Annotated in this window: 24 protein-coding genes; 11 read left to right on the forward strand and 13 right to left on the reverse strand. The window is 59.1% G+C overall.

Annotated features, from left to right (window positions below; all coding sequences use genetic code 11):
* Together AC1DVF_RS21315 and AC1DVF_RS21320 are read left to right on the forward strand one after the other, a co-directional pair.
* The coding region (locus AC1DVF_RS21315) for a phosphate acyltransferase (protein WP_477783099.1) at positions 1–348 on the forward strand (348 nt) is incomplete at its 5' end.
* Positions 349–1,254, forward strand: a complete 906-nt coding sequence (locus AC1DVF_RS21320; protein WP_460097915.1) for an acyltransferase — start codon at positions 349–351, stop codon at positions 1,252–1,254.
* Positions 1,255–1,427: 173 nt separating this feature from the next.
* Here AC1DVF_RS21320 and cysN read toward each other — a convergent pair whose 3' ends face one another.
* From cysN to AC1DVF_RS21335, 3 genes are all read right to left on the reverse strand, one after another.
* Complete coding sequence (cysN, locus tag AC1DVF_RS21325) at positions 1,428–3,326, reverse strand: sulfate adenylyltransferase subunit CysN (RefSeq protein WP_460097914.1); 1,899 nt, start codon at positions 3,324–3,326, stop codon at positions 1,428–1,430.
* Positions 3,327–3,335: 9 nt separating this feature from the next.
* Positions 3,336–4,253 (reverse strand): sulfate adenylyltransferase subunit CysD, encoded by a 918-nt coding sequence (gene cysD / locus AC1DVF_RS21330; RefSeq protein WP_007912374.1) that lies wholly within the window; start codon positions 4,251–4,253, stop codon positions 3,336–3,338.
* Positions 4,254–4,505: 252 nt separating this feature from the next.
* Positions 4,506–5,264, reverse strand: coding sequence for a Nif3-like dinuclear metal center hexameric protein (locus AC1DVF_RS21335; protein WP_116254660.1), 759 nt, complete (start codon positions 5,262–5,264; stop codon positions 4,506–4,508).
* Positions 5,265–5,367: 103 nt separating this feature from the next.
* On the opposite strand from AC1DVF_RS21335, the gene algW reads away from it, so the two are divergent.
* The 3 genes from algW to AC1DVF_RS21350 all read left to right on the forward strand — a co-directional run bounded on the left by algW (position 5,368) and on the right by AC1DVF_RS21350 (position 9,451).
* The gene (gene algW, locus AC1DVF_RS21340) at positions 5,368–6,525 is read left to right on the forward strand and encodes a Do family serine endopeptidase AlgW (protein ID WP_093436001.1); all 1,158 of its coding nucleotides are present in this window, start codon (positions 5,368–5,370) and stop codon (positions 6,523–6,525) included.
* A gap of 88 nt (positions 6,526–6,613) precedes the next feature.
* The gene (locus AC1DVF_RS21345; protein WP_477783100.1) at positions 6,614–8,719 is read left to right on the forward strand and encodes a TonB-dependent siderophore receptor; all 2,106 of its coding nucleotides are present in this window, start codon (positions 6,614–6,616) and stop codon (positions 8,717–8,719) included.
* Positions 8,720–8,731: 12 nt separating this feature from the next.
* On the forward strand, positions 8,732–9,451 hold the full coding sequence (locus AC1DVF_RS21350; protein WP_477783101.1) for a DUF4198 domain-containing protein: 720 nt from the start codon (positions 8,732–8,734) through the stop codon (positions 9,449–9,451).
* Between the two features lie 339 nt (positions 9,452–9,790).
* On the opposite strand, the gene hisC is transcribed toward AC1DVF_RS21350, so the two are convergent.
* The 10 genes from hisC to AC1DVF_RS21400 all read right to left on the reverse strand — a co-directional run bounded on the left by hisC (position 9,791) and on the right by AC1DVF_RS21400 (position 17,747).
* On the reverse strand, positions 9,791–10,843 hold the full coding sequence (gene hisC, locus AC1DVF_RS21355; protein WP_477783102.1) for a histidinol-phosphate transaminase: 1,053 nt from the start codon (positions 10,841–10,843) through the stop codon (positions 9,791–9,793).
* Between the two features lie 3 nt (positions 10,844–10,846).
* On the reverse strand, positions 10,847–12,184 hold the full coding sequence (gene hisD / locus AC1DVF_RS21360; RefSeq protein WP_320335781.1) for a histidinol dehydrogenase: 1,338 nt from the start codon (positions 12,182–12,184) through the stop codon (positions 10,847–10,849).
* A 125-nt stretch (positions 12,185–12,309) separates the two neighbouring features.
* Entirely contained in the window at positions 12,310–12,945 is a 636-nt protein-coding gene (hisG, locus tag AC1DVF_RS21365) for an ATP phosphoribosyltransferase (RefSeq protein WP_007912384.1), read from the reverse strand.
* Between the two features lie 124 nt (positions 12,946–13,069).
* Positions 13,070–14,335 (reverse strand): UDP-N-acetylglucosamine 1-carboxyvinyltransferase, encoded by a 1,266-nt coding sequence (murA, locus tag AC1DVF_RS21370; RefSeq protein WP_007912385.1) that lies wholly within the window; start codon positions 14,333–14,335, stop codon positions 13,070–13,072.
* Positions 14,336–14,357: 22 nt separating this feature from the next.
* Complete coding sequence (locus tag AC1DVF_RS21375) at positions 14,358–14,597, reverse strand: BolA family protein (RefSeq protein WP_460089882.1); 240 nt, start codon at positions 14,595–14,597, stop codon at positions 14,358–14,360.
* A 115-nt stretch (positions 14,598–14,712) separates the two neighbouring features.
* Positions 14,713–15,018, reverse strand: a complete 306-nt coding sequence (locus AC1DVF_RS21380) for an STAS domain-containing protein (RefSeq protein ID WP_034154488.1) — start codon at positions 15,016–15,018, stop codon at positions 14,713–14,715.
* Positions 15,015–15,662, reverse strand: a complete 648-nt coding sequence (locus AC1DVF_RS21385; protein WP_007912390.1) for an MlaC/ttg2D family ABC transporter substrate-binding protein — start codon at positions 15,660–15,662, stop codon at positions 15,015–15,017. The genes AC1DVF_RS21380 and AC1DVF_RS21385 overlap by 4 nt, the downstream gene beginning before the upstream one ends.
* 11 nt (positions 15,663–15,673) lie before the next feature.
* The gene (gene mlaD / locus AC1DVF_RS21390) at positions 15,674–16,141 is read right to left on the reverse strand and encodes an outer membrane lipid asymmetry maintenance protein MlaD (RefSeq protein ID WP_007912400.1); all 468 of its coding nucleotides are present in this window, start codon (positions 16,139–16,141) and stop codon (positions 15,674–15,676) included.
* Positions 16,141–16,938 (reverse strand): lipid asymmetry maintenance ABC transporter permease subunit MlaE, encoded by a 798-nt coding sequence (gene mlaE / locus AC1DVF_RS21395; protein WP_003221704.1) that lies wholly within the window; start codon positions 16,936–16,938, stop codon positions 16,141–16,143. The genes mlaD and mlaE overlap by 1 nt, the downstream gene beginning before the upstream one ends.
* A complete protein-coding gene (locus AC1DVF_RS21400; protein ID WP_007912403.1) occupies positions 16,938–17,747 on the reverse strand; it encodes an ATP-binding cassette domain-containing protein in 810 nt (269 codons plus the stop codon). Before AC1DVF_RS21400 ends, mlaE begins: the two co-directional genes overlap by 1 nt.
* Before the next feature lie 275 nt (positions 17,748–18,022).
* Between AC1DVF_RS21400 and AC1DVF_RS21405 the strand changes: the two genes are divergently transcribed.
* The 6 genes from AC1DVF_RS21405 (at position 18,023) to AC1DVF_RS21430 (ending at position 23,040) form a co-directional block, all read left to right on the forward strand.
* The gene (locus AC1DVF_RS21405) at positions 18,023–18,997 is read left to right on the forward strand and encodes a KpsF/GutQ family sugar-phosphate isomerase (RefSeq protein ID WP_007912405.1); all 975 of its coding nucleotides are present in this window, start codon (positions 18,023–18,025) and stop codon (positions 18,995–18,997) included.
* Positions 18,997–19,521, forward strand: coding sequence for a KdsC family phosphatase (locus AC1DVF_RS21410; RefSeq protein ID WP_095049755.1), 525 nt, complete (start codon positions 18,997–18,999; stop codon positions 19,519–19,521). The genes AC1DVF_RS21405 and AC1DVF_RS21410 overlap by 1 nt, the downstream gene beginning before the upstream one ends.
* An 8-nt stretch (positions 19,522–19,529) precedes the next feature.
* The gene (gene lptC / locus AC1DVF_RS21415) at positions 19,530–20,102 is read left to right on the forward strand and encodes an LPS export ABC transporter periplasmic protein LptC (protein ID WP_038357537.1); all 573 of its coding nucleotides are present in this window, start codon (positions 19,530–19,532) and stop codon (positions 20,100–20,102) included.
* Complete coding sequence (gene lptA, locus AC1DVF_RS21420; RefSeq protein WP_016984154.1) at positions 20,089–20,634, forward strand: lipopolysaccharide transport periplasmic protein LptA; 546 nt, start codon at positions 20,089–20,091, stop codon at positions 20,632–20,634. The genes lptC and lptA overlap by 14 nt, the downstream gene beginning before the upstream one ends.
* Entirely contained in the window at positions 20,634–21,359 is a 726-nt protein-coding gene (lptB, locus tag AC1DVF_RS21425) for an LPS export ABC transporter ATP-binding protein (protein WP_008085069.1), read from the forward strand. The genes lptA and lptB overlap by 1 nt, the downstream gene beginning before the upstream one ends.
* A gap of 187 nt (positions 21,360–21,546) precedes the next feature.
* The gene (locus tag AC1DVF_RS21430; protein ID WP_093435977.1) at positions 21,547–23,040 is read left to right on the forward strand and encodes an RNA polymerase factor sigma-54; all 1,494 of its coding nucleotides are present in this window, start codon (positions 21,547–21,549) and stop codon (positions 23,038–23,040) included.
* Positions 23,041–23,042 lie beyond the last annotated feature (2 nt).

Here is a 23,042-nt window from a genome sequence, read left to right on the forward strand (position 1 = left end):
GAGAAAGTCCGCGAGGCCACCCTCCTCGCCCACGAACAACAGCACTCGCTGCTGATCGACGGCCCGCTGCAATACGACGCCGCCGCCAACGCAGAAGTCGCCCGGCAACTGGCACCAAACAGTCAGGTGGCCGGTCGCGCCACGGTGTTCGTCTTCCCCGATCTAAACACCGGCAACACCACGCACAAAGCCGTACAACGCAGCGCCGATTGCGTCAGCCTCGGGCCGATGCTGCAAGGCTTGCGCAAACCGGTGAATGACTTGCCACGCGGCGCACAAGTCGATGACATCGTCTACACCATCGCCCTCACCGCGATTCAAGCCGCCAACCGACCTATGGATGTGTAAATGCTGGATTTTCTACCTGCACCCGTGCGCGGCGTGATCGCTTCGCTGCTGTTGGCACTCAATACGATCCTGCTGTGCTCGTTTCTGTTCTGCGTAGCGCTGATCAAAGTGCTGCCGTTCGACTTTGCCCGGCGTGCCTCACTGTGGCTGATGAGCCACACCCATGAGGCGTGGATCAGCAATAACAAGGGCTGGATGAACCTGGTGCGCCGCACCCGCTGGCACATCAGCGGCCTGCAAGGTCTCGACTACCAGCACTCATACCTGATCACCAGCAATCACCAGAGCTGGGTGGATATTCTGGTGCTGCAATACGTGCTCAACCGAAAGATCCAGCCGCTGAAGTTCTTCCTCAAGCAGGAGCTGATCTGGGTGCCGGTGATCGGTCTGGCCTGGTGGGCACTGGGCTTTCCGTTCATGAAGCGCTACTCCAAGGCCTACCTGGCCAAGCATCCGGAGAAGAAAGGCAAAGACCTCGAAACCACCCGCAAGACGTGTGCGAAATTTCGCGATAACCCGGTGGGGATTTTCAACTTCGTCGAAGGCACACGCTTCACCGAAGGCAAGCATGCGCAGCAGCAGTCGCCGTTCAAATATCTGCTCAAGCCCAAGGCTGGCGGGATCGCCTTTGTGCTGGATGCAATGGGCGAGCAACTGGAGTCGATCGTCAACGTGACCATCCACTACCCGGCCGGGCGTCCGGGGTTCTGGGATTTGCTCTGCGGCAATGTGCGCGATGTGGTGGTGCACTTTGAAGAGCTGAAGATTCCCCAGCAGTTCATTGGCAAGAACTACGACCAGGACGGCGAGTATCGCCTGCAGTTCCAGGGCTGGATCAATCAACTGTGGCTGGACAAGGATGCGTTGCTCGAACAGATGCACCGCGAATACCCAGCCAAACACTGATCCCTTGTAGGAGTGAGCCTGCTCGCGATAGCGGTTGATCAGCTTGCAAAGATGTTGAATGAGATAACGCTTTCGCGAGCAGGCTCGCTCCCACAGTTTTGATCGCCGTATGCCCGAATAAAAAAGCCCGCCGATGATTGCTCATCGGCGGGCTTTTTGTTTGTCGCTAACGCTTAGATCGCGCCACGCTTGCGCAGCAGATCCAGCACTTGCTTGACGCTGTCTTCCAGACTCAGCGTTTGCGTGTCGATCACCAGATCGGCATTCAGCGGCACGTCGTACGGGAAGGATTCGCCCGGGATGTTGTCGCCAGCGGCGGCATACAGACCTTGCGGATCACGCTCGGCGCAGACAGCCGGCGAGGCCTGTACGTAGACCGTCAATAGACGATCCTTGCCGATCAGGTCCTTGGCCTGCTCGCGACCTTCAGCGCTTGGCGCGACGAACGCGGCCAACGTCAGCAAACCGGCTTCGTTGAACTGACGCGCGACGTGCGCGGCACGACGCCAGTTTTCGGTACGGCCGGCGCGATCCTGTGGCAGACCTTTGTTCAAGTCATGGCGCAGGTTCTGACCATCCAGTACAAACACCGCACGACCCATGTCGAACAACTTGCGCTCGACGGCGTAAGCCAGCGTGCTCTTGCCCGCGCCCGACAGGCCGCTGAACAGCACGGTCGCCGGTTGCTGGCCGAAGCGCTGGGCACGTTCTTCAGTGGCCACGTGCGCCAGTTTGCCGTGATGCGTGGCAATGCCATGCGTCACCGGTTGCGCGACGATCATGCCGGCGCCGACGGTGCCGTTGGTCAAGCGATCAATGACGATGAACGCGCCGGTGGTGCGGTTGCTTTCGTAACCGTCGAGGGCGATCGGCGCGTCGAGCGCAATCTTCACCTTGCCGATTTCGTTGAGCTGCAACGCGCTCGCCGGGCCTTCTTCCAACGTGTTCACGTCGACCTTGTTGACGATGCTGGCAATCGAACCCGGCACGTAACTGGTGGCGCGTTTGATGTCGTATTTCTTGCCCGGCAGCATCGGCTCTTCAGCCATCCACACCAGCATCGCTTCGAAGCTGTCGGTGACCGGCGGCACGTTGTCGGCATGCACCAACAGGTCGCCACGGGAGATGTCGATTTCGTCTTCCATGGTCAGCGTCACCGCTTGACCTGGACCGGCGTGCTCCAGCTCACCTTCGAAGGTGACGATGGATTTCACCCGGCTGCTTTTGCCCGACGGCAGCACCACGACTTCGTCACCCTTGTGCACGATGCCGCTGGCCAGGGTGCCGGCGAAACCACGGAAGTTCAGGTTCGGACGGTTGACGTACTGCACCGGGAAACGCAGATCGGTGAAGTTGCGATCGCCCGCGACTTCCACGGTCTCGAGGATTTCCATCAGCGACTGGCCGGTGTACCACGGCGAGCGCTCGGACTTGTTCACCACGTTGTCGCCCTTGAGGGCAGACATCGGCACGAAGTGCATGCTGGTCGGCTTCATCTTCAAGCCTTCGGCGAACTTCAGGTAGTCAGCCTTGATCGACTCGAACACGCCTTCATCGAAGTCTTTCAGGTCCATCTTGTTGATGGCGACGACGATGTGTTTGATCCCCAGCAAGGACGCAATGAAGCTGTGGCGACGGGTCTGGGTCTGCACGCCGTAACGCGCGTCGACCAGAATGATCGCCAGGTCACAGGTGGACGCACCGGTGGCCATGTTGCGGGTGTACTGCTCATGGCCGGGGGTGTCGGCGATGATGAATTTGCGTTTGGCGGTGGAGAAATAGCGGTAGGCGACATCGATGGTGATGCCCTGCTCACGCTCGGCCTGCAGACCGTCGACCAGCAATGCCAGATCGATGTCGTCACCGGTGGTGCCGACTTTCTTCGAGTCGCGGGTGATCGCTTCGAGGTGATCTTCGTAGATCATCTTCGAGTCGTGCAGCAGGCGCCCGATCAGGGTGCTCTTGCCGTCATCGACGTTACCGCAGGTCAAAAAGCGCAGCAGTTCTTTACGTTCGTGCTGGCCCAGGTAGGCGAGGATGTCCTCGCTGATCAAATCAGATGCGTGCGACATGACAGCCCCTTAGAAATAGCCTTGACGTTTTTTGTCTTCCATCGAGCCGGCGCCATCGTGGTCGATGACACGGCCCTGGCGCTCGGAAGTTCGCGTCAGGAGCATTTCCTGAATGATGTCCGTGAGGCTTTCTGCCTCGGACTCCACCGCGCCCGTCAACGGGTAGCAGCCAAGGGTACGGAAACGCACTTTCTTTTTGACGATGCGAGCCTTGTCCTCATCGGACAGGTGCTCGAGGATGCGCTCGTCGTCGATCATGATCAGCGTGCCGTTCTTCTCGATCACTTCGCGTTCAGCGGCGAAGTACAGCGGCACAATCGGGATGCCTTCGAGGTAGATGTACTGCCAGATGTCCAGTTCGGTCCAGTTCGACAGAGGGAACACACGAATGGATTCGCCCTTGTTGACCTTGCCGTTGTAGACGTTCCACAGCTCCGGGCGCTGGTTTTTCGGGTCCCAGCGGTGCTTGCTGTCGCGGAACGAGTACACGCGCTCTTTGGCGCGGGATTTCTCTTCATCGCGACGGGCGCCGCCGAACGCTGCGTCGAAACCATGTTTGTCGAGCGCCTGTTTCAGGCCTTCGGTTTTCATGATGTCGGTGTGCTTGGCGCTGCCGTGGGTGAACGGGTTGATGTTCTGCGCCACGCCATCGGGGTTGATATGGGTGATCAGGTCCAGGCCCAGTTCTTCGACCATCTTGTCGCGGAACTTGTACATTTCCTGGAATTTCCAGCGGGTGTCGACGTGCATCACCGGAAACGGCAGTTTGCCCGGGAAGAACGCCTTGCGTGCCAGGTGCAGCATCACGGCGGAGTCTTTACCGATGGAGTACAGCATCACCGGGTTATCGAACTCGGCGGCCACCTCGCGGATGATGTGGATGCTTTCCGCCTCCAGCTGTTTCAGATGCGTCAGTTTGTCGACCATGGCTACTCACGAAAACTTTCTTATGAACGGCCAGCGGGCCGTGTTCGAGCGGGGAATCCTAGCACAGCGACCTTCTTCTAATCAGGACGCTAGCTAGAACGAAAGGGCATATGAATATGCCCACCAGTTCGGCCGATGGGGATCAATGTGGGAGCGAGCTTGCTCGCGAAAGCGCCGCGTCAGGCGCAGATGTATTAAAGCGAACGCCGCCTTCGCGAGCAGGCTCGCTCCCACAGGATCTAGTGGTGATGATCAGATCGGATTTGGACAGTCGATGAAGATGTGTTCGACAGCAAAGCGCTTCGCCAGATAGTCGCCCAGGGCCTGTACGCCGTAGCGTTCGGTGGCGTGGTGGCCGGCGGCGATGAAGCTGATGTCGTTTTCGCGGGCGCTGTGGAAGGTCTGCTCGGACGCTTCACCGCTCAGGTACAGGTCGACGCCGGCAGCGATGGCCTGATCGATATAGCCCTGACCGCCACCGGTGCACCAGCCAACTCGGCGAATCATCGGGCTGCCTTCAATCAATAACGGCTCGCGGCCCATGACTTCTTGCACCTTGCGGGCGAAATCGCGCGCGGTCATCGGATCCTTCAAAGACCCGACCAGACCGACAATTTTCAGATTGTCCGGATCCAGCGGACCTTCAACGGTGATGTCCAGTTGGCGAGCAAGCTGCACGTTATTGCCAACATCCGGATGCAGATCCAGCGGCAAATGGTAAGCGAGCAGACTGATGTCGTGCTTGAGCAATGTCTTCAGTCGACGCTGCTTCATGCCAGTGATGCACGGGTTCTCGCCCTTCCAGAAGTAACCGTGGTGCACCAGCACCAGATCCGCCTCGGCTTCGACGGCAGCATCCAGCAACGCCTGACTGGCGGTGACGCCGCTGACGATGCGCATCACTTGCGGCCGGCCTTCGACCTGCAAGCCGTTGGGGCAATAATCGGCAATTTTCGAGCTGCTGAGGTAACGGTCGGCTTCTTCGACGAGGGTGCTGAGGGCAACGGCCATGAAAGACTCCTAAATATCCCGTTCAGAGGCACGCGCGGCCTCGTATAATGCGCGACATTATGGGCGGTCTGACCCCGCCTGCAACTTTTCCAGGACGTGCTTAATGCTCAAGGCGCTGCGTTTTTTCGGCTGGCCGTTGTTGGCCGGTGTGCTTATCGCTCTGTTGATTATTCAGCGTTACCCGCAGTGGGTCGGGCTTCCGAGCCTCGACGTCAACCTGCAACAGGCCCCGCAAACCACCAGCGTGCAACAGGGCCCGGTGTCCTATGCCGACGCGGTGACCATTGCCGCGCCTTCGGTGGTCAACCTCTACACCACCAAAGTCATCAACAAACCGGCGCATCCGCTGTTTGAGGATCCGCAGTTTCGGCGCTTCTTCGGTGACAACTCGCCAAAGCAGAAACGCATGGAATCGAGCCTCGGTTCAGGCGTGATCATGAGCCCGGAAGGCTACATTCTGACCAACAACCACGTGACCAGCGGCGCGGATCAGATTGTGGTCGCCCTGAAAGATGGCCGCGAAACCCTCGCGCGCGTCATCGGCAGCGACCCGGAAACCGATCTCGCGGTGTTGAAAATCGATCTGAAAACCCTGCCGGCCATCACTGTCGGCCGCTCCGACAACATTCGCATCGGCGACGTTGCATTGGCCATCGGCAACCCGTTCGGCGTTGGCCAGACCGTGACCATGGGCATCATCAGCGCCACCGGGCGTAACCAGTTGGGCCTGAACAACTACGAAGACTTCATCCAGACCGACGCGGCGATCAACCCGGGTAACTCCGGCGGAGCGCTGGTCGACGCCAATGGCAACCTTACCGGCATCAACACGGCGATCTTTTCCAAGTCCGGTGGCTCGCAGGGCATCGGCTTTGCGATTCCGGTGAAACTGGCAATGGAAGTGATGAAGTCGATCATCGAGCACGGTCAGGTAATTCGTGGCTGGCTCGGCATCGAGGTGCAGCCGCTGACCCAGGAACTGGCCGAGTCGTTCGGCTTGTCCGGGCGTCCGGGGATTGTCGTCGCGGGGATCTTCCGCGATGGCCCGGCGCAGAAGGCCGGCCTGCAACTGGGTGACGTTATCTTGAGCATCGATGGCGAGCCGGCCGGAGATGGTCGCAAGTCGATGAACCAGGTCGCGCGGATCAAGCCGACCGACAAAGTGACGATCCAGGTGATGCGCAACGGCAAAGAACTGAAGCTCACCGCGGAAATCGGCCTGCGTCCGCCACCGGCGCCAGTGAAAGAAAAAGAAGAATAAAACTTCGTTCGCGCCAAACGCGCTAATAAAAGATATTCTCAACAGGCATGTTATATTGTTTCAATTCTAAAAATTGGAACAACATAACATGTCGTCTCGAACAAAGGCTTCCCTGCTCAGCCTGAGCCTTGGTCTGCTGGTCGATCCAGCCTTCGCCGAAGAACCCAAGCCGCTTGAACTCGACGCCATCAGCGTCATCTCCGACTACGAATCGCCGACCGGCCCGGTCAAAGGCTACCGCGCCACACGCTCGTCCAGCGCGACCAAAACCGACACGGCGATCCGTGATATCCCACAGGCGATCAGCGTAGTGCCCGCCAGTGTGCTCAAGGATCTGGGCAGCAGCAGTGTCGAGCGCGCGCTGGATTTCGCCGGCGGCGTATCCAAGCAAAATAACTTCGGCGGCCTGACGCTGTACGAATACAGCGTGCGCGGCTTCACCACATCGGAGTTCTACAAGGACGGTTTCAGCGCCAATCGTGGTTATCCGAGCACGCCGGACGCGGCGAATATCGAGCGCATCGAAGTGCTCAAAGGCCCGGCCGCCAGTCTGTATGGTCGAGGCGATCCCGGCGGCACGGTGAACATCGTCACCAAAAAACCGCAGGCCGAAGCCTTCACCACTCTGCAAACCAGCGCCGGCAGTTGGGATCGCTATCGCACCGCGCTGGACGTCAACACACCGCTGGATGATGAGGGTGATGTGCTGTCGCGAATCAACCTCGCGGTTGAGGACAACCACAGTTTTCGCGATCACGTCGACAGCCAGCGCGTATTCGTCGCGCCCTCGATCAGTTGGCAATTGAACCCGGACACGTCGTTGCTGGTGGAAAGCGAAATCGTCCGCCACAGCTCGACCTTTGATCGCGGTATCGTCGCGCCCAACAATAAATGGAGCGGTGTTTCGCGCTCGACTTTCCTTGGCGAACCCAACGACGGCAACATCGATAATCACAACAATCTGCTTCAGGCCACGCTGGAACATCACCTCAACGACAGCTGGAAGCTGCGTCTGGCCAGTCATTACAAGGAAGGCAAACTCTGGGGCGATGCTTCGGAAAGTCGTCCATTGAACGCCAACGGCCGCATCGTCAACCGCCGCTATCGCGAGCGCGACACCAATTGGCACGACAGCATCACCCAACTGGAACTGCGCGGCCTGTTCGATCTCGGCCCGTGGCAACACGAATTGCTGATTGGCACCGAGTACGAAAACTTCCGCAAGAACGAGCGCGTCACCACTATTGCTGGCGGCCCCTACGCCATCGACATCTACAAGCCGATCTACGGCCAACCGAAACCCAGCGGTGCGCGGTCGGGCACTGACTTCTTCGAACAGGTCGAAAGTCATGCACTGAACCTGCAGGACCAGATCGTCTTCACCGACAAACTGCGCGGGATGATCGGCGCACGCTTCGAGCATTTTGATCAGCACATCGACGATCACAGCCGCAACGCTACCAGCAACCAACGCCACGACGCGCTCACCCAGCGGGTCGGCCTGCTCTATCAACTGACACCGGATACCGGGGTGTTCGCCAACGCCTCGAGCTCGTTCAAACCGAACAATGGCCTCGACGCCGCCGGCAAATCCTTCGACCCGGAAGAAGGCGTCGGCTACGAAGTCGGGATCAAGAACGAGCTGTTCGACGAACGCCTGAGCAGCACCCTCGCCTTCTTCCACATCGACAAAGAAAACGTTCTCGCCCTCGACCCGGCCACCGACACCAGCCGCGCCATGGGCAAGGCACGCAGTCGCGGCTTCGATTGGCAGGTCACCGGGCAAGTCACCGATGCGGTGCGAGTCATCGGCGCATTCGCCTACATCGACGCCGAAGTGACCAAGGGCGACGCGGTGATTTCCACCGGCAGTGGCATTCTCGGCGTGGCCAAACGCAGCGGCAGTCTGCTCGGGGTTTATGAGTTTCAGGATGGCCATTTGCGTGGCTCGGACGTCGGTGCAGCGTTCACCTACGTCGGCGATCGCTCGGGAGAATCCGGCAGCGACTTCGAATTGCCGGCGTATCACACCGTCGACCTGCTCGCGCATTACAAGGCCAGCGACAACGTCACTGTCGGCCTGAACCTGAACAACCTCTTCGACGAGAAGTATTACGAGCGCTCCTACAGCAACTACTGGGTCAACCCCGGTGAGCCGCGCAATTTCACCGTCAGCCTGACTCTCAACCTGTAAAAGGACGTCACCATGCAATACGGCAAATCCCTTGTACTTATCGCCGCGCTGTTCGCCGGTCAGGTCTCGGCCCATGGCCTGTGGACTGAGCAACGGCGCGGCAATATCGAAGTGGTCTACGGTCATGGCGCTGAGGACAACGCGTTCAAGGCGCAGAAGATCAGCGGCGCGTGGGCTTACGACGCGAGCGGCAAGATGATTCCGGTGAGCGTCGAGCGCCTGACGGATCACGCACGACTGAAACCACTGAAAGCTCCGGCCGTCCTGGCCGTGGCGCTGAACAACGGCATGTGGTCGCAGACTGCTGACAAAAAGTGGGTCAACGAAGGCCGGAGCAAAGTGCCGGGCGCTGTCGAAGCGACGCAGACGTTCAAATACAGCCTGGCGATTTATCAGCCGGGAGCGAAGTTGCCCAAGCTTGATCAGATCAAGTTGCTGATTGTGCCGGAGGTTGATCCGCTGACGGTCGGGCCGGGCAAGTCATTGTCGGTGCGGGTGTTGCTCGATGGCAAACCGGCGGCGGGTGTGAAGTTGATTGGCGACTATCGCAATGCGCCGAACACGTTGAGCACCGAGACTGACAAGGATGGTCGGGCGCAGGTATTGGTGAGGAATGAAGGGTTGAATGTGATTGCGGCGCAGGTTGAAGTGCCGGTGAAGGACAGTGCGGATGTGAACAGTCGCGGCTTGTTTAGCTCACTGACCTTCCTTGGCGAAGCGCATCACGAATAAGAGCAGACCCTCACCCCAGCCCTCTCCCGGAGGGAGAGGGAGCCGACCGCGTTGTCTTGCGAAGTACATCGACCTGAAAAACCGAGTCGATTATGGATTCGGTACAGCACTTTCACGTCGGCGAAACTCTGCAATATCCCCCAATCAGCCCCCTCTCCCTTTGGGAGAGGGGGCCGACCGAGTTGTCTTGCGAAGTACATCGACCTGAAAATCCGAGTCGATTATGGATTCGGTACAGCACTTTCACGTCGGCGTTGCTCTGCAATATCCCCCAATCAATCCCCTCTCCCTCTGGGCGGTCCGACGTTTCGGGAGGGCTAGGGTGAGGGGCTTTTGCTTTTATAGGTCGCCAAGCCCGTCGATCAACGCCTGATTCTGCTCCGGCGTGCCAATCGAAATCCGCAGGAACTGCGCAATCCGCGCCTGCTTGAAGTGCCGCACGATCACGCCCTGCTCACGCAGCTTGGCCGCCAGCCCCGCCGCATCATGCTGCGGATGCCGGGCAAAAATGAAGTTAGCCGCCGACGGCAGCACTTCAAACCCCTTGGCCTGCAACTGTGCAATCACCCACTCACGGCTCTCGATGACCAGACGGCAGGTCTTGTCGAAGTGCTCACGATCTTCAAACGCCGCTGCCGCCCCGACAATCGCCAGACGATCCAGCGGATAGGAGTTGAAGCTGTTCTTGATCCGCTCCAGCGCCTCGATGAGATCGGGATGGCCGACCGCCAGACCAACGCGCAAACCCGCCAAAGAGCGCGACTTGGACAGGGTCTGCGTCACCAGCAGGTTCGGATAACGGTCCACCAGACTGATCGCCGTCTCGCCGCCGAAGTCGATGTACGCCTCATCCACAACCACTACCGAATCCGGGCTGGCCTTGAGGATCTGCTCAACCGCGTCCAGCGCCAGCAGGCAGCCGGTTGGCGCGTTCGGGTTAGGGAAGATGATCCCGCCATTCGGCTTGGCGTAGTCGGCCGGATCGATCTGGAACTGCGCGTCCAGCGGCACCGCATCAAACTCGATGCCGTACAAACCGCAGTAAACCGGATAGAAGCTGTAGCTGATGTCCGGGAACAACAGCGGCTGATCGTGTTGCAGCAATCCGTGGAAAATGTGCGCGAGCACTTCGTCCGAACCGTTGCCAAGGAACACCTGATTGCTCTGCACGCCGTAATACTGGGCGACGGCGGTTTTCAGCAGGTCGCTGTTCGGGTCCGGGTACAGACGCAGGTTGTCATTCAGTTCGACCTGCATCGCTGCCAAGGCTTTTGGCGACGGGCCGTACGGGTTTTCGTTGGTGTTGAGCTTGACCAGTTTGGTCAGCTTCGGCTGTTCGCCCGGTACGTACGGCACCAGATCCTTGACGAACGGGCTCCAGAATTTACTCATCGCTCAGTTCCCCTGCCCTTGTAGAAAGTCTTCGTCTTTGATGCGGTATTCAGCACTGCGCGCGTGGGCGCTCAGCGACTCGCCACGGGCCAATACCGACGCCGTTTTACCCAGCTCGGAAGCACCGGCCTCGGAGCAGAAGATGATCGACGAACGCTTCTGGAAGTCGTACACGCCCAGCGGCGAGGAGAACCGCGCGGTGCCCGAGGTTGGCAGCACGTGGTTCGGGCCTGCGCAGTAATCGCCCAGGGCTTCGGAGGTGTGACGGCCCATGAAGATCGCACCGGCGTGGCGGATCTGCGGCAGCCAGGCTTGCGGATCGGCGACCGACAATTCCAGGTGCTCAGGGGCAATGCGATTGGCGACTTCGATGGCTTGGGCCATGTCCTTCACGTGAATCAATGCACCACGGCCATTGATCGAGGTTTCGATGATGGTCGCGCGGTCCATGGTCGGCAGCAGTTTGTTGATGCTGGCGGCGACCTTGTCGAGGAACTCGGCATCCGGGCTGACCAGAATCGCCTGGGCGTCTTCGTCGTGCTCGGCTTGCGAGAACAGGTCCATGGCGATCCAGTCCGGATCGGTCTGGCCGTCGCACACCACGAGGATCTCCGAAGGGCCGGCGATCATGTCGATGCCGACCTGACCGAACACGTGGCGCTTGGCAGTGGCGACATAGATGTTGCCCGGGCCAACAACCTTGTCAACCTGCGGCACGCTTTCGGTGCCATAGGCCAAAGCAGCAACCGCTTGTGCGCCACCGATGGTGAACACCCGGTCGACACCCGCAATGCATGCGGCCGCCAGCACCAGTTCGTTGATTTCACCGCGCGGGGTCGGCACGACCATGACCACTTCGGTCACGCCGGCGACCTTGGCCGGAATCGCGTTCATCAGCACCGACGACGGGTACGACGCCTTGCCACCCGGCACATACAGGCCTGCGCGATCCAGCGGCGTGACCTTCTGGCCCAGCACGGTGCCGTCAGCTTCGGTGTAGCTCCAGGAATCCTGCTTCTGTTTTTCGTGATAGCTGCGCACACGGGCCGCGGCTTTTTCCAGGGCTTCGCGCTGGGGCACGGTGATGCGGGTCAAAGCCAGTTCCAGACGCTCACGCGGCAGGATCAGCTCAGCCATCGAAGCGACTTCAAGGCCATCAAACTTCTGGGTGAACTCGACCAGCGCCGCGTCACCGCGTTCGCGCACAGCCTTGATGATGTCCAGCACGCGCTGATTGACCGAGTCGTCAGACACACTTTCCCAGCTCAGCAGATGATCCAGATGATGCGCGAAATCCGGGTCAGCAGCGTTGAGTCGGCGAATTGCAGTCGGTGCGGTCATAGCGAGAGCCTCATAGGAATGGCAAAAACTCAGGCGCCCTAACTTAGCAGTCGTTTCCGCTTGGGCACCTGAGATTCTGGCTATGAGGCGGATAGACGGGCGCGACTTAACGTCGCGCAGGTGAATCAGCCGCGGTGTCGCGATTCCACTGCGTTGCGCAGGGTATCGATCAACGCCTGGATTCGGGCGTGTTGCATTTTCATCGAAGCCTTGTTGACCACCAGGCGCGAGCTGATCGTGGCGATCAGTTCCTGAGGTTCCAGGCCGTTGGCGCGCAGGGTGTTGCCGGTGTCGACCACGTCGATGATCTTGTCAGCGAGACCGATCAGTGGCGCCAGCTCCATCGAGCCGTACAGCTTGATGATGTCGACCTGACGGCCCTGCTCGGCGTAGTAACGCTTGGCCACATTGACGAATTTGGTCGCCACGCGCAGACGGCCTTTTGGCTCCGGCGCGCCGATCTTGCCGGCGGTCATCAGCTTGCACTGGGCGATCTGCAGATCCAGTGGCTCGTAGAGGCCCTGGCCGGTGTATTCCATCAACACGTCTTTGCCGGCAACGCCAAGGTCGGCCGCGCCATGCTCGACATAGGTCGGCACATCGGTGGCGCGCACGATCAGCAGACGAACGTCGTCCTGGGTCGTGGGAATGATCAGCTTGCGGCTCTTGTCCGGATTCTCGGTCGGCACGATGCCCGCTTCGGCAAGAAGCGGCAGGGTGTCGTCAAGGATGCGGCCCTTGGACAGTGCGATGGTCAACATGGGAAACGTCAGTCCTTATCAAGGTACTCATGTCCGGTCGCAATCGGCGCCGGACACACATCGAGCCGGAAACCGGCTCGACTCTTAAAATCAGTGGACACGTCCCTGTGTCCCAATGCAGCAATCAGCCCGGAACGCGACGGATCTTGGCGCCCAGCATCTGCAGTTTTTCTTCGATGCACTCGTAACCACGGTCGATGTGGTAGATGCGGTCGATCAAAGTATCGCCTTCGGCAACCAGTGCCGAGATTACCAGGCTGGCCGAAGCACGCAGGTCGGTCGCCATGACTGGCGCGCCTTTCAGAACTTCAGTACCGGTGACGATGGCGGTGTTGCCTTCGACCTGGATCTTTGCGCCCATGCGGTGCAGTTCGTACACGTGCATGAAACGGTTTTCGAAGATCGTCTCGATCACGGCACCGGTGCCTTCGGCAATGGCGTTGAGCGAGATGAACTGCGCTTGCATGTCAGTCGGGAACGCCGGGTACGGCGCGGTGCGCACGTTGACGGCTTTCGGACGCTTGCCGTGCATGTTCAGCTCGATCCAGTCTTCACCGCAGGTGATTTCTGCGCCGGCTTCACGGAGTTTTTCCAGAACGGCTTCGAGGATGGTCGGATCAGTGTCCTTGACCTTGACGCGACCGCCGGTCACGGCAGCGGCGACCAGATAGGTGCCGGTTTCGATACGGTCAGGCATGACCTTATAGAAAGCCGAACCCAGACGCTCGACGCCATCAATAGTGATGGTGTCAGTACCAGCGCCGGACACCTTGGCACCCATGGCGTTGAGGAAGTTCGCCAGGTCAACCACTTCTGGTTCACGGGCGGCGTTCTGCAACACGCTGCGGCCCTTGGCCAGAGCAGCGGCCATCATGATGTTCTCGGTACCGGTCACGCTGACGGTATCGAAGAAGAAGTGCGCACCGCGCAGGCCACCTTCAGGCGCCTTGGCCTTGATGTAGCCGCCTTCAACGTCGATCACCGCGCCCATGGCTTCGAGGCCACGGATGTGCAGGTCAACCGGACGCGAACCGATAGCGCAACCGCCAGGCAGTGCCACTTCGGCTTCACCGAAACGGGCAACCATCGGGCCCAGTACCAGGATCGACGCACGCATGGTTTTCACCAGTTCGTACGGCGCGATCAGGGTCTTGATGGTGCGCGGGTCGATTTCGACGCTGAGTTTTTCGTCGATCACCGGCTCGATGCCCATGCGACCGAACAGCTCGATCATGGTGGTGATGTCGTGCAAGTGCGGCAGGTTGCCAACGGTCACCGGGCCATCGCACAGCAGGGTGGCGGCCAGGATCGGCAGGGCGGAGTTTTTTGCGCCGGAAATGCGGATCTCGCCATCAAGACGAGCGCCACCGGTAATAATCAATTTATCCATAAGAATCTCGACGCCCTTAGGCTCAGGTGCGCTCGGCCCAGGCCGCGCTGCTGAAAAATTTCATAGTGACCGCATGGATGCTGCCATCGATGATCCATGGGTTCAAATGGGCATAGACCTGCTGCTGACGCTTCACCGGGCTCAACGCCGCCAGTTCATCGCTAATCACGTTCAGCAGGAAATTGCAGCCTTCGCCCTCAACTTCTACCAACGTTCCGGGCAGCTTTCCTTCAAGGAAGCTCTTCACTTCTACGGCCTGCATGCTCAACCTCAATCGGCGCCCTGTGCGCACGGGTCGGACATCATACAAAAAAGCCCCGCGCCTGCGAACCCCGCATGGCAGGACTCTGACGGGGGGCTTCTTTATAGATGTGGGTTCAGGGGTGCGCCAACAGTTCGGTCAGTTCACTGACCTGAGCAATTTCGCGCATGTCTTCGGGCATCGCACGGATGCTGACAGCCTTGCCGGCCGCATTCGCATCGCGCATGAAGCACAGCAGCAACGATAAACCGACGCTGCTGGACTTCTTCACCGCCGAGCAATCGATCACCAGCGAAGAGGCCTTGCTGGACTTGATCAGCGCCTGGCCTTGCTTGCGCAGGTCAGCGCCGGTGCGATAGTCCAGCACTCCGCTAAGCAGAAGCTCGTCGACATCACTCATACGAACTGCGGCCTCATTCATTGCGCGGGGTTCTTTTCGGTGGCTTCTTTGGCCTTGGCCACTTCCCCGGCCCAACCATTGATGGTCTTGTCCAGATCGTTGCCATTGCGCTGCATCGCGTCGGCGAACTGATCGCGGAACAGTTTGCCGATGTTGATGCCGTTGATGATCACGTTGCGCAGTTTCCACTCGCCGTTGATCTTCTCCAGCGTGTACTGCACAGGATAGATTGCGCCGCTGCTGCCCTTGACGGTCATGTTTACGCTGGTGCGATCGCCCGATTCGTCCTTGGCAGGGTCAACGGTGATGCCCTGGTTGTTGTACTCAAGCAGAGCGTTGCCGTAGAACTGGAACAGGCCTTTCTTGAAGTTTTCCTGGAAGGTCTGCATCTGCGCCGGCGTGGCCTTGCGCGAGTACTTGACCGTCATGATGCTCTTGGAAATGCCTTCGGCATCCACCACTGGCCCGACGATGTTGTTGAGCGCCGTGTAGAAATCCGTCGGGTCCTGCTTGTATTTCTCTTTGTTGGCAGCCAGGTCGGCCAGCAACCGGGTGGTGGTGTCCTGCACCAGATCATGTGCCGAAGTCGCAGCAGCCACGGCGTTACCCATCAACGGCAAGGCCGCCAACAGCACCAACAGGCTGCGTCGCAAGATAGAGATCATTCAAAAGCTCCTCATTTGGCGTCTTTGCTAACGGTATTGAGCAGGAATTTACCGATAAGGTCTTCCAGTACCAGTGACGACTGCGTGTCGTGGATGGTTCCACCATCCTTCAGCGGCTTGTCTTCTCCGCCAACGCTGATACCGATGTACTTCTCGCCCAGCAGACCAGCGGTCAGGATAGACGCTGTGGAGTCGGTCGGAAGATTGTCGACCTTTTTATCCACTTGCAGGGTGACCCGACCGGTGAAGCTGTCGCGATCCAGATCGATCGCCGTGACCTTGCCGATGGTCACACCGGCCATGGTCACTTTGGCTCTGACCGTCAAACCGGCGATATTGTCAAAGTAGGCATAAAGTTTATAGGTGTCGGTGGTCGACGTCGGAGACAGACCACTGACCCGCAAAGCAAGCAGCAACAAGGCCAGGATCCCTGCCAGCAGGAACAGGCCGACACCGATTTCCAGGGTGCGGTTTTGCATCAGAAATCTCCAAACATCAAAGCGGTCAGAATAAAGTCCAGGCCGAGCACTGCCAGCGAGGCAAACACCACGGTCTTGGTGGTAGCACGACTGATGCCCTCGGAAGTGGGCTCACAGTCATAGCCTTGGAATACGGCAATCCAGGTCACTACAAAGGCGAAAACAATACTTTTGATCACGCCATTGAGCACATCACTGGTGAAATTCACGCTGTTCTGCATGTTCGCCCAATAAGAGCCTTCATACACACCCAGCCAGTCGACAGCCACCCACGAACCGCCCCAGATGCCTACCACGCTGAAAATCATCGCCAGCACCGGCAGGGAAATGAAGCCGGCCCACAGGCGCGGGGCAATGATGTACTTGAGCGGATCGACACCGATCATTTCCAGGCTGGACAGCTGTTCGGTGGACTTCATGTTGCCGATCTCGGCGGTCAGTGCCGAACCGGCACGACCGGCGAACAACAGCGCCGTCACCACCGGGCCGAGTTCACGCAGCAGGGTCAGCGCAACCATCTGCCCCACCGCCTGCTCCGAACCGTAGCTCGACAGAATGCTGAAACCCTGCAGCGCCAGCACCATGCCGATGAAGATCCCGGAAACAACAATGATCACCAGCGACATTACGCCGACCGAATGCAGTTGCTTGACCAGCAGGCCGAAGCCACCACTGATGCCACCGCGACCCAACAACGCGTGAAACAGAAACAGCGTCGCACGACCGAACACCGCGACGGCATCGATCGCCGCCTCGCCGAACCGGCGTACGCGTTCTATTAATGAAATTCTGCGCATCAGCGCTTCCCCAGAAGATCTGCGCGGTAATCCGTCGCTGGAAAATGGTACGGCACCGGGCCATCGGGATCGCCGGTCATGAACTGACGGATACGCGGCTCGTCCGAGTTCATCAACTCGTCCGGCGTACCCTGCCCCAGCACCTGACCATCACCGACGACATAGATGTAGTCGGCAATGCTCGCGGTTTCGGCCAGATCGTGGGACACCACGATACTGGTGATCCCCAGCGCGTCGTTGAGCAGGCGAATCAGACGGACCAGCACGCCCATGGCGATCGGGTCCTGCCCGACGAACGGTTCGTCGTACATGAGGATCTGCGGATCGAGCGCAATCGCTCGCGCCAGTGCGACGCGGCGCTTCATGCCACCGGACAGTTCGTCCGGCATCAGCTCGATGGCACCGCGCAGACCGACCGCCTGCAATTTGAGCAGGACGATGTCGCGGATCATTTCTTCCGGCAAATCGGTATGAACACGCAGGGGGAAAGCCACGTTCTCGAAAACATCGAGATCGGTGAACAGTGCGCCGCTTTGAAACAGCACACCCATGTGCTTTCGCGCATCGAACAGATCGCTGCGCGAAAGCGCAGGCAGGTTCTGGCCGTTGACCCAGACTTCGCCGCTGGCAGGGCGCAGTTGTGCCCCCATCAATCGCAGCAGCGTGGTCTTGCCACACCCGGAAGGTCCCATGATGCCGGTGACCTTGCCGCGCGGGATGCGAATATCGACGTTATTGAAAATGCTGCGCGCACCGCGCTTGAAGGAGACTCCCTTCAGCTCGACCGCGTAGGCGTTATCGGCACTCATCTAAACTCCTTGCGATGCAGCCTCTCACTCGGACGCCTGTCTTTACTTAAAAAGTACGTACATCCCGGGCAGGCCGAACTGGCGGCGAACTATATCACTGCAAAGGCTACGCGCCCAAGGCTTGTACCAGCCTGTGTTCGGCGATATGACAGGTGCGCAGGCTCTTTTCCCGGGTTTTGGTAACGAGTAATGACAAAGCACGACGAACTTGCGTGAGGCTTTGCAACATAACCGCTATAATCGCCGCCTTTTCATCGGGCTATACGATTTCTGACATGAGCCAATCCAGCGACCTGATTCAATCGGCACAACGCACCATCCAACTCGAAGTGGAAGCCGTACAAGGCTTGTTGCCCCATATCGACGCCGATTTCGTACGCGCTTGCGAGATGATTCTGGCCAGTAAAGGCCGTGTAGTCGTGGTTGGCATGGGCAAGTCCGGGCACATCGGCAACAAGATTGCAGCCACCCTGGCCAGCACCGGCACCCCGGCCTTTTTTGTCCACCCGGCCGAAGCCAGTCATGGCGACATGGGCATGATCACTCGTGACGATGTGATTCTGGCCCTGTCGAACTCCGGCTCGACCAATGAAATCGTAACCCTGCTGCCGTTGATCAAACGTCTGGGCATCCAGCTGATCAGCGTCACCGGCAACCCGCAATCGCCGCTGGCCAAGGCTGCCGAGGTCAATCTCAATGTTCATGTCGAGCATGAAGCCTGCCCGCTGAACCTGGCACCGACCTCGTCGACGACCGCAGCACTGGTCATGGGCGATGCGCTGGCCGTGGCACTGCTGGAAGCACGCGGCTTCACCGCCGAAGATTTCGCTTTCTCGCACCCGGGTGGCGCCCTCGGCCGTCGCCTGCTGCTGAAAGTGGAAAACGTCATGCACGCCGGACAAGAGTTGCCGCAAGTCCAACGCGGCACGCTGCTCAAGGACGCACTGATGGAAATGACCCGTAAAGGTCTGGGCATGACCGTCATCCTTGAAACCGACGGTAAACTCGCCGGGATCTTCACCGACGGCGACTTGCGCCGCACGCTGGATCGCAGCATCGACATCCGCAGCGCCACCATCGACCAGGTAATGACGGCCCACGGCAAGACTGCCCGCCCGGAAATGCTGGCCGCCGAAGCCCTGAAAATCATGGAAGATCACCGAATCAACGCATTGGTAGTCGTAGACGAGGAAGATCGCCCGGTCGGCGCCTTCAACCTCTCCGACCTGCTGCGCGCAGGAGTCATGTAATGAGCAACGATCTGCTGCAACGCGGCAAAGCGATCAAACTGGCGGTTTTCGACGTCGACGGCGTCCTCACCGACGGGCGCCTGTACTTCCTTGAAGACGGCAGCGAGTTCAAGACCTTCAACACCCTCGACGGTCAAGGCATCAAAATGCTGATGAACGCCGGCGTGCAGACCGCTATCATCAGCGGCCGCAAGACACCCGTCGTTGAACGTCGAGCGAAAAACCTGGGGATTCCCCACCTGTTTCAGGGCCGTGAAGACAAACTGGTCGTGCTCGACGGCCTGCTTGCGCAACTGGGCCTAAGCTATGAAGAAGTCGCCTACCTCGGTGACGATCTGCCCGACCTGCCGGTGATTCGCCGGGTAGGCTTGGGCATGGCCGTGGCCAACGCTGCCGATTTCGTCCGCGAACACGCCCATGGCGTTACCCGCGCCCGTGGTGGCGAAGGCGCCGCCCGCGAATTCTGCGAATTGATCCTGCGCGCCCAGGGCCGCCTCGATGCGGCCAACGCCGCGTACCTGTGAGCCAAACCATGTTCAGCAAAAAATTTCGTAACTTCCTGCTGTTCGGCTGCATCGCTGCGATTTTCGCAGCGGTCGGCTATTGGAATATCAGCCCGGAACGCTTTCTCGACAAACCACCGGTCACCTCGGTTGAAACGCCTATCGACTGGTATGCAACCAACACGCATACCCTGCAATACCTGCCGGATGGCAAGGTGCAGTATGAGATGACGTCCGAAAAAGCCGAGCACGTGAAGGCAACCGACGTCACGCTCGTGACCAAACCCGACCTGAACATGTATCGCGGAACAGAATTTCCGTGGCACGTTACCAGTGAGCGCGGTGAAGTGAACTCAGGCGGCACCGAAGTCGAACTGATCGACTCGGTACGCGTTGCGCGCACCGATGAAAAGAAGCGTGACATCCTGATCACGTCCACTCGCATGACCGTGTTCCCGCAGCAGGAATATGCGCAGACCGAGCAACCCGTTAGAATCGACGGCGCTGGCGGTGTATCGACTGGCGTTGGAATGAAAGCGTACCTGAAGGAAAGCAGGATACACCTGCTATCGAACGTAAGAGGACAGTATGAGGCTCGTTAAAACCCTCCCTATTTTGCTCAGTCTGGGCGCAGCACTGGGAAGCGTGAGCGCCTGGGCTCTGCCGAACGATCAGCAGCAACCTATCCGCATTCAGGCCGACGACGCCCAACTGGACGACAAGAACGGCATCGCCACCTATAAAGGTGATGTGATCATCACCCAAGGTTCGATGATCGTTAAAGGCAACACCGTCACCATGACTCGCGCGCCGAATGGAGATATCGACGTGGTGACCTCCGTGGGCAACCTGGCTTATTTCGAGCAGTTGCAAACCCAGGGGGACACCAAACCGGTTCAAGGCTACGGCGTGACGATTCAATACCATGCCCAGCAAAACCGCGTCGTGCTGATCGACAAGGCCAAGGTCGTCGACAAAGACGGCAACGTCACTCAGGGCGAGAAAATCGTCTACGACACCGTGAAGAAACTGGCCAGCGCTGGTCGCGCTACCGGCAGCAAGGTCACCGAAACGCGTCCGCGCATCGACATGGTGATCCAGCCGAAGAAGAAAACCGACGAGAAAACCCAGTAATGGCAACTCTGAAAGCTCAGCACCTGGCCAAGGCCTATAAAAGCCGCCAGGTCGTGCGTGACGTCAGCCTGTCGATCGACAGCGGCCAGATCGTCGGCCTGCTCGGCCCGAACGGTGCCGGCAAGACCACGTGCTTCTACATGATCGTCGGCCTGGTACAGGCCGATCAGGGTCGCGTGCTGATCGACGATCTGGACGTCAGCCACCAGCCGATGCACGGTCGCGCCAAGGCCGGTATCGGCTATCTGCCGCAAGAAGCGTCGATCTTCCGAAAACTGTCGGTGGCCGACAACATCATGGCCATCCTCGAGACCCGTCAGGAGCTCGACAAGGCCGGCCGTCGCAAGGAGCTGGAAAGCCTGCTGCAGGAATTCCACATCAGCCACATCCGCGACAACCTTGGCATGAGCCTGTCCGGTGGTGAACGTCGCCGGGTGGAAATCGCTCGTGCATTGGCAACGGCACCAAAATTCATTCTGCTCGACGAACCGTTCGCCGGTGTCGATCCGATCTCGGTCGGCGACATCAAGCAGATCATCCACCACCTCAAGGCCAAGGGCATCGGTGTATTGATCACCGACCACAACGTCCGTGAGACGCTGGACATCTGCGAAACCGCTTACATCGTCAACGATGGTCAACTGATCGCCGAAGGCGATGCAGAAACCATCCTGGCCAACGATCTGGTCAAGGAAGTGTATCTGGGCCACGAGTTCCGCTTGTAAGCGTAACAGTGCCCGGTGCGCCGCCCGGGCGCTGTATCGATTCAAGCAGGAATTAATACGCTTTAATTGTTACAGCGCTCTAGGCAAACACTTCAGTTTCAGGCATATAATTTGCTTAAGTTTGGCGCCCCGGCGCCCTGTAGTGGATGGCGCATAGCGCCGGCGAATAAGGTGTTAAGCCCCTGCCATGAAACCATCGCTAGTCTTGAGAATGGGCCAGCAGCTGACGATGACACCGCAGCTGCAACAGGCCATCCGCCTGCTCCAATTGTCGACCCTGGATCTGCAACAGGAAATCCAGGAGGCTCTGGAATCCAATCCGATGCTCGAACGCCAGGAAGAAGGCGAAGACTTCGACAATTCCGACCCTATGGCCGACAACGCCGAACAGAAGCCCAACACCGAGATCCAGGAACCCTCGTATCAGGAAACCGCGCCGACGGTGGACAACCTGGAGGAAGGTGACTGGAGCGAGCGTATCCCCAACGAACTGCCGGTCGATACCGCCTGGGAAGACGTCTATCAGACCAGCGCCAGCAGCCTGCCCAGCAGCGATGACGACGAATGGGACTTCACCACCCGCACGTCCGCCGGCGAGAGCCTGCAAAGCCACCTGCTGTGGCAACTGAACCTGGCACCGATGTCCGACACCGATCGCCTGATCGCCGTCACCCTGATCGATTGCATCAACAATCAGGGCTACCTGGACGAAACCCTCGAAGAAATCCTCGAGGCGTTCGATCCGGAACTCGACATCGAACTCGATGAAATCGAAGCCGTCCTGCACCGCATTCAGCAATTCGAACCTGCTGGTATCGGCGCGCGCAACCTTAGTGAATGCCTGCTGCTGCAATTGCGTCAGCTACCCGCCAAGACGCCTTGGCTGGCTGAAGCGAAACGTTTGGTCAGCGATTACATCGACCTGCTCGGCAGCCGCGATTACAGCCAGTTGATGCGCCGCATGAAGCTCAAGGAAGACGAGCTGCGCCAGGTCATCGAACTGGTGCAAAGCCTCAATCCGCGCCCTGGCTCGCAAATCGAATCCACTGAAGCCGAATACGTTGTCCCTGACGTCATCGTGCGCAAGGACAACGAGCGCTGGCTGGTCGAGCTGAATCAGGAATCGGTGCCGCGTCTGCGCGTCAACGCCCAGTACGCCGGTTTCGTCCGCCGTGCCGACACCAGCGCCGACAACACCTTCATGCGCAATCAGTTGCAGGAAGCCCGCTGGTTCATCAAGAGCCTGCAGAGCCGCAACGAAACCCTGATGAAAGTAGCCACCCAGATCGTCGAGCATCAGCGCGGTTTTCTGGAGTACGGCGACGAGGCCATGAAACCGTTGGTTCTGCACGACATCGCTGAAGCGGTCGGCATGCACGAATCGACCATTTCCCGGGTGACCACACAGAAATTCATGCATACCCCGCGCGGTATTTATGAACTGAAATACTTTTTCTCCAGCCACGTCAGCACCTCCGAAGGCGGCGAATGCTCGTCCACGGCGATCCGCGCGATCATCAAAAAACTGGTTGCCGCGGAAAATCAGAAAAAGCCGTTGAGTGACAGCAAGATCGCTGGTTTACTGGAGGCACAAGGCATTCAGGTGGCTCGCCGCACCGTCGCCAAGTACCGCGAATCCCTCGGGATCGCGCCTTCGAGCGAACGCAAGCGGTTGATGTAAGC

The sequence above is a fragment of the Pseudomonas sp. P4_D7 genome (genome assembly GCF_056401755.1).

Excerpts from the sequence above, each read along its gene's own strand:
- AC1DVF_RS21320 (WP_460097915.1), top strand. The coding sequence starts at position 349 with ATGCTGGATTTTCTACCTGCACCCGTGCGCGGCGTGATCGCTTCGCTG.
- cysN (WP_460097914.1), bottom strand. The coding sequence starts at position 3,326 with ATGTCGCACGCATCTGATTTGATCAGCGAGGACATCCTCGCCTACCTG.
- cysD (WP_007912374.1), bottom strand. The coding sequence starts at position 4,253 with ATGGTCGACAAACTGACGCATCTGAAACAGCTGGAGGCGGAAAGCATC.
- AC1DVF_RS21335 (WP_116254660.1), bottom strand. The coding sequence starts at position 5,264 with ATGGCCGTTGCCCTCAGCACCCTCGTCGAAGAAGCCGACCGTTACCTC.
- algW (WP_093436001.1), top strand. The coding sequence starts at position 5,368 with ATGCTCAAGGCGCTGCGTTTTTTCGGCTGGCCGTTGTTGGCCGGTGTG.
- AC1DVF_RS21345 (WP_477783100.1), top strand. The coding sequence starts at position 6,614 with ATGTCGTCTCGAACAAAGGCTTCCCTGCTCAGCCTGAGCCTTGGTCTG.
- AC1DVF_RS21350 (WP_477783101.1), top strand. The coding sequence starts at position 8,732 with ATGCAATACGGCAAATCCCTTGTACTTATCGCCGCGCTGTTCGCCGGT.
- hisC (WP_477783102.1), bottom strand. The coding sequence starts at position 10,843 with ATGAGTAAATTCTGGAGCCCGTTCGTCAAGGATCTGGTGCCGTACGTA.
- hisD (WP_320335781.1), bottom strand. The coding sequence starts at position 12,184 with ATGACCGCACCGACTGCAATTCGCCGACTCAACGCTGCTGACCCGGAT.
- hisG (WP_007912384.1), bottom strand. The coding sequence starts at position 12,945 with ATGTTGACCATCGCACTGTCCAAGGGCCGCATCCTTGACGACACCCTG.
- murA (WP_007912385.1), bottom strand. The coding sequence starts at position 14,335 with ATGGATAAATTGATTATTACCGGTGGCGCTCGTCTTGATGGCGAGATC.
- AC1DVF_RS21375 (WP_460089882.1), bottom strand. The coding sequence starts at position 14,597 with ATGCAGGCCGTAGAAGTGAAGAGCTTCCTTGAAGGAAAGCTGCCCGGA.
- AC1DVF_RS21380 (WP_034154488.1), bottom strand. The coding sequence starts at position 15,018 with ATGAATGAGGCCGCAGTTCGTATGAGTGATGTCGACGAGCTTCTGCTT.
- AC1DVF_RS21385 (WP_007912390.1), bottom strand. The coding sequence starts at position 15,662 with ATGATCTCTATCTTGCGACGCAGCCTGTTGGTGCTGTTGGCGGCCTTG.
- mlaD (WP_007912400.1), bottom strand. The coding sequence starts at position 16,141 with ATGCAAAACCGCACCCTGGAAATCGGTGTCGGCCTGTTCCTGCTGGCA.
- mlaE (WP_003221704.1), bottom strand. The coding sequence starts at position 16,938 with ATGCGCAGAATTTCATTAATAGAACGCGTACGCCGGTTCGGCGAGGCG.
- AC1DVF_RS21400 (WP_007912403.1), bottom strand. The coding sequence starts at position 17,747 with ATGAGTGCCGATAACGCCTACGCGGTCGAGCTGAAGGGAGTCTCCTTC.
- AC1DVF_RS21405 (WP_007912405.1), top strand. The coding sequence starts at position 18,023 with ATGAGCCAATCCAGCGACCTGATTCAATCGGCACAACGCACCATCCAA.
- AC1DVF_RS21410 (WP_095049755.1), top strand. The coding sequence starts at position 18,997 with ATGAGCAACGATCTGCTGCAACGCGGCAAAGCGATCAAACTGGCGGTT.
- lptC (WP_038357537.1), top strand. The coding sequence starts at position 19,530 with ATGTTCAGCAAAAAATTTCGTAACTTCCTGCTGTTCGGCTGCATCGCT.
- lptA (WP_016984154.1), top strand. The coding sequence starts at position 20,089 with ATGAGGCTCGTTAAAACCCTCCCTATTTTGCTCAGTCTGGGCGCAGCA.
- lptB (WP_008085069.1), top strand. The coding sequence starts at position 20,634 with ATGGCAACTCTGAAAGCTCAGCACCTGGCCAAGGCCTATAAAAGCCGC.
- AC1DVF_RS21430 (WP_093435977.1), top strand. The coding sequence starts at position 21,547 with ATGAAACCATCGCTAGTCTTGAGAATGGGCCAGCAGCTGACGATGACA.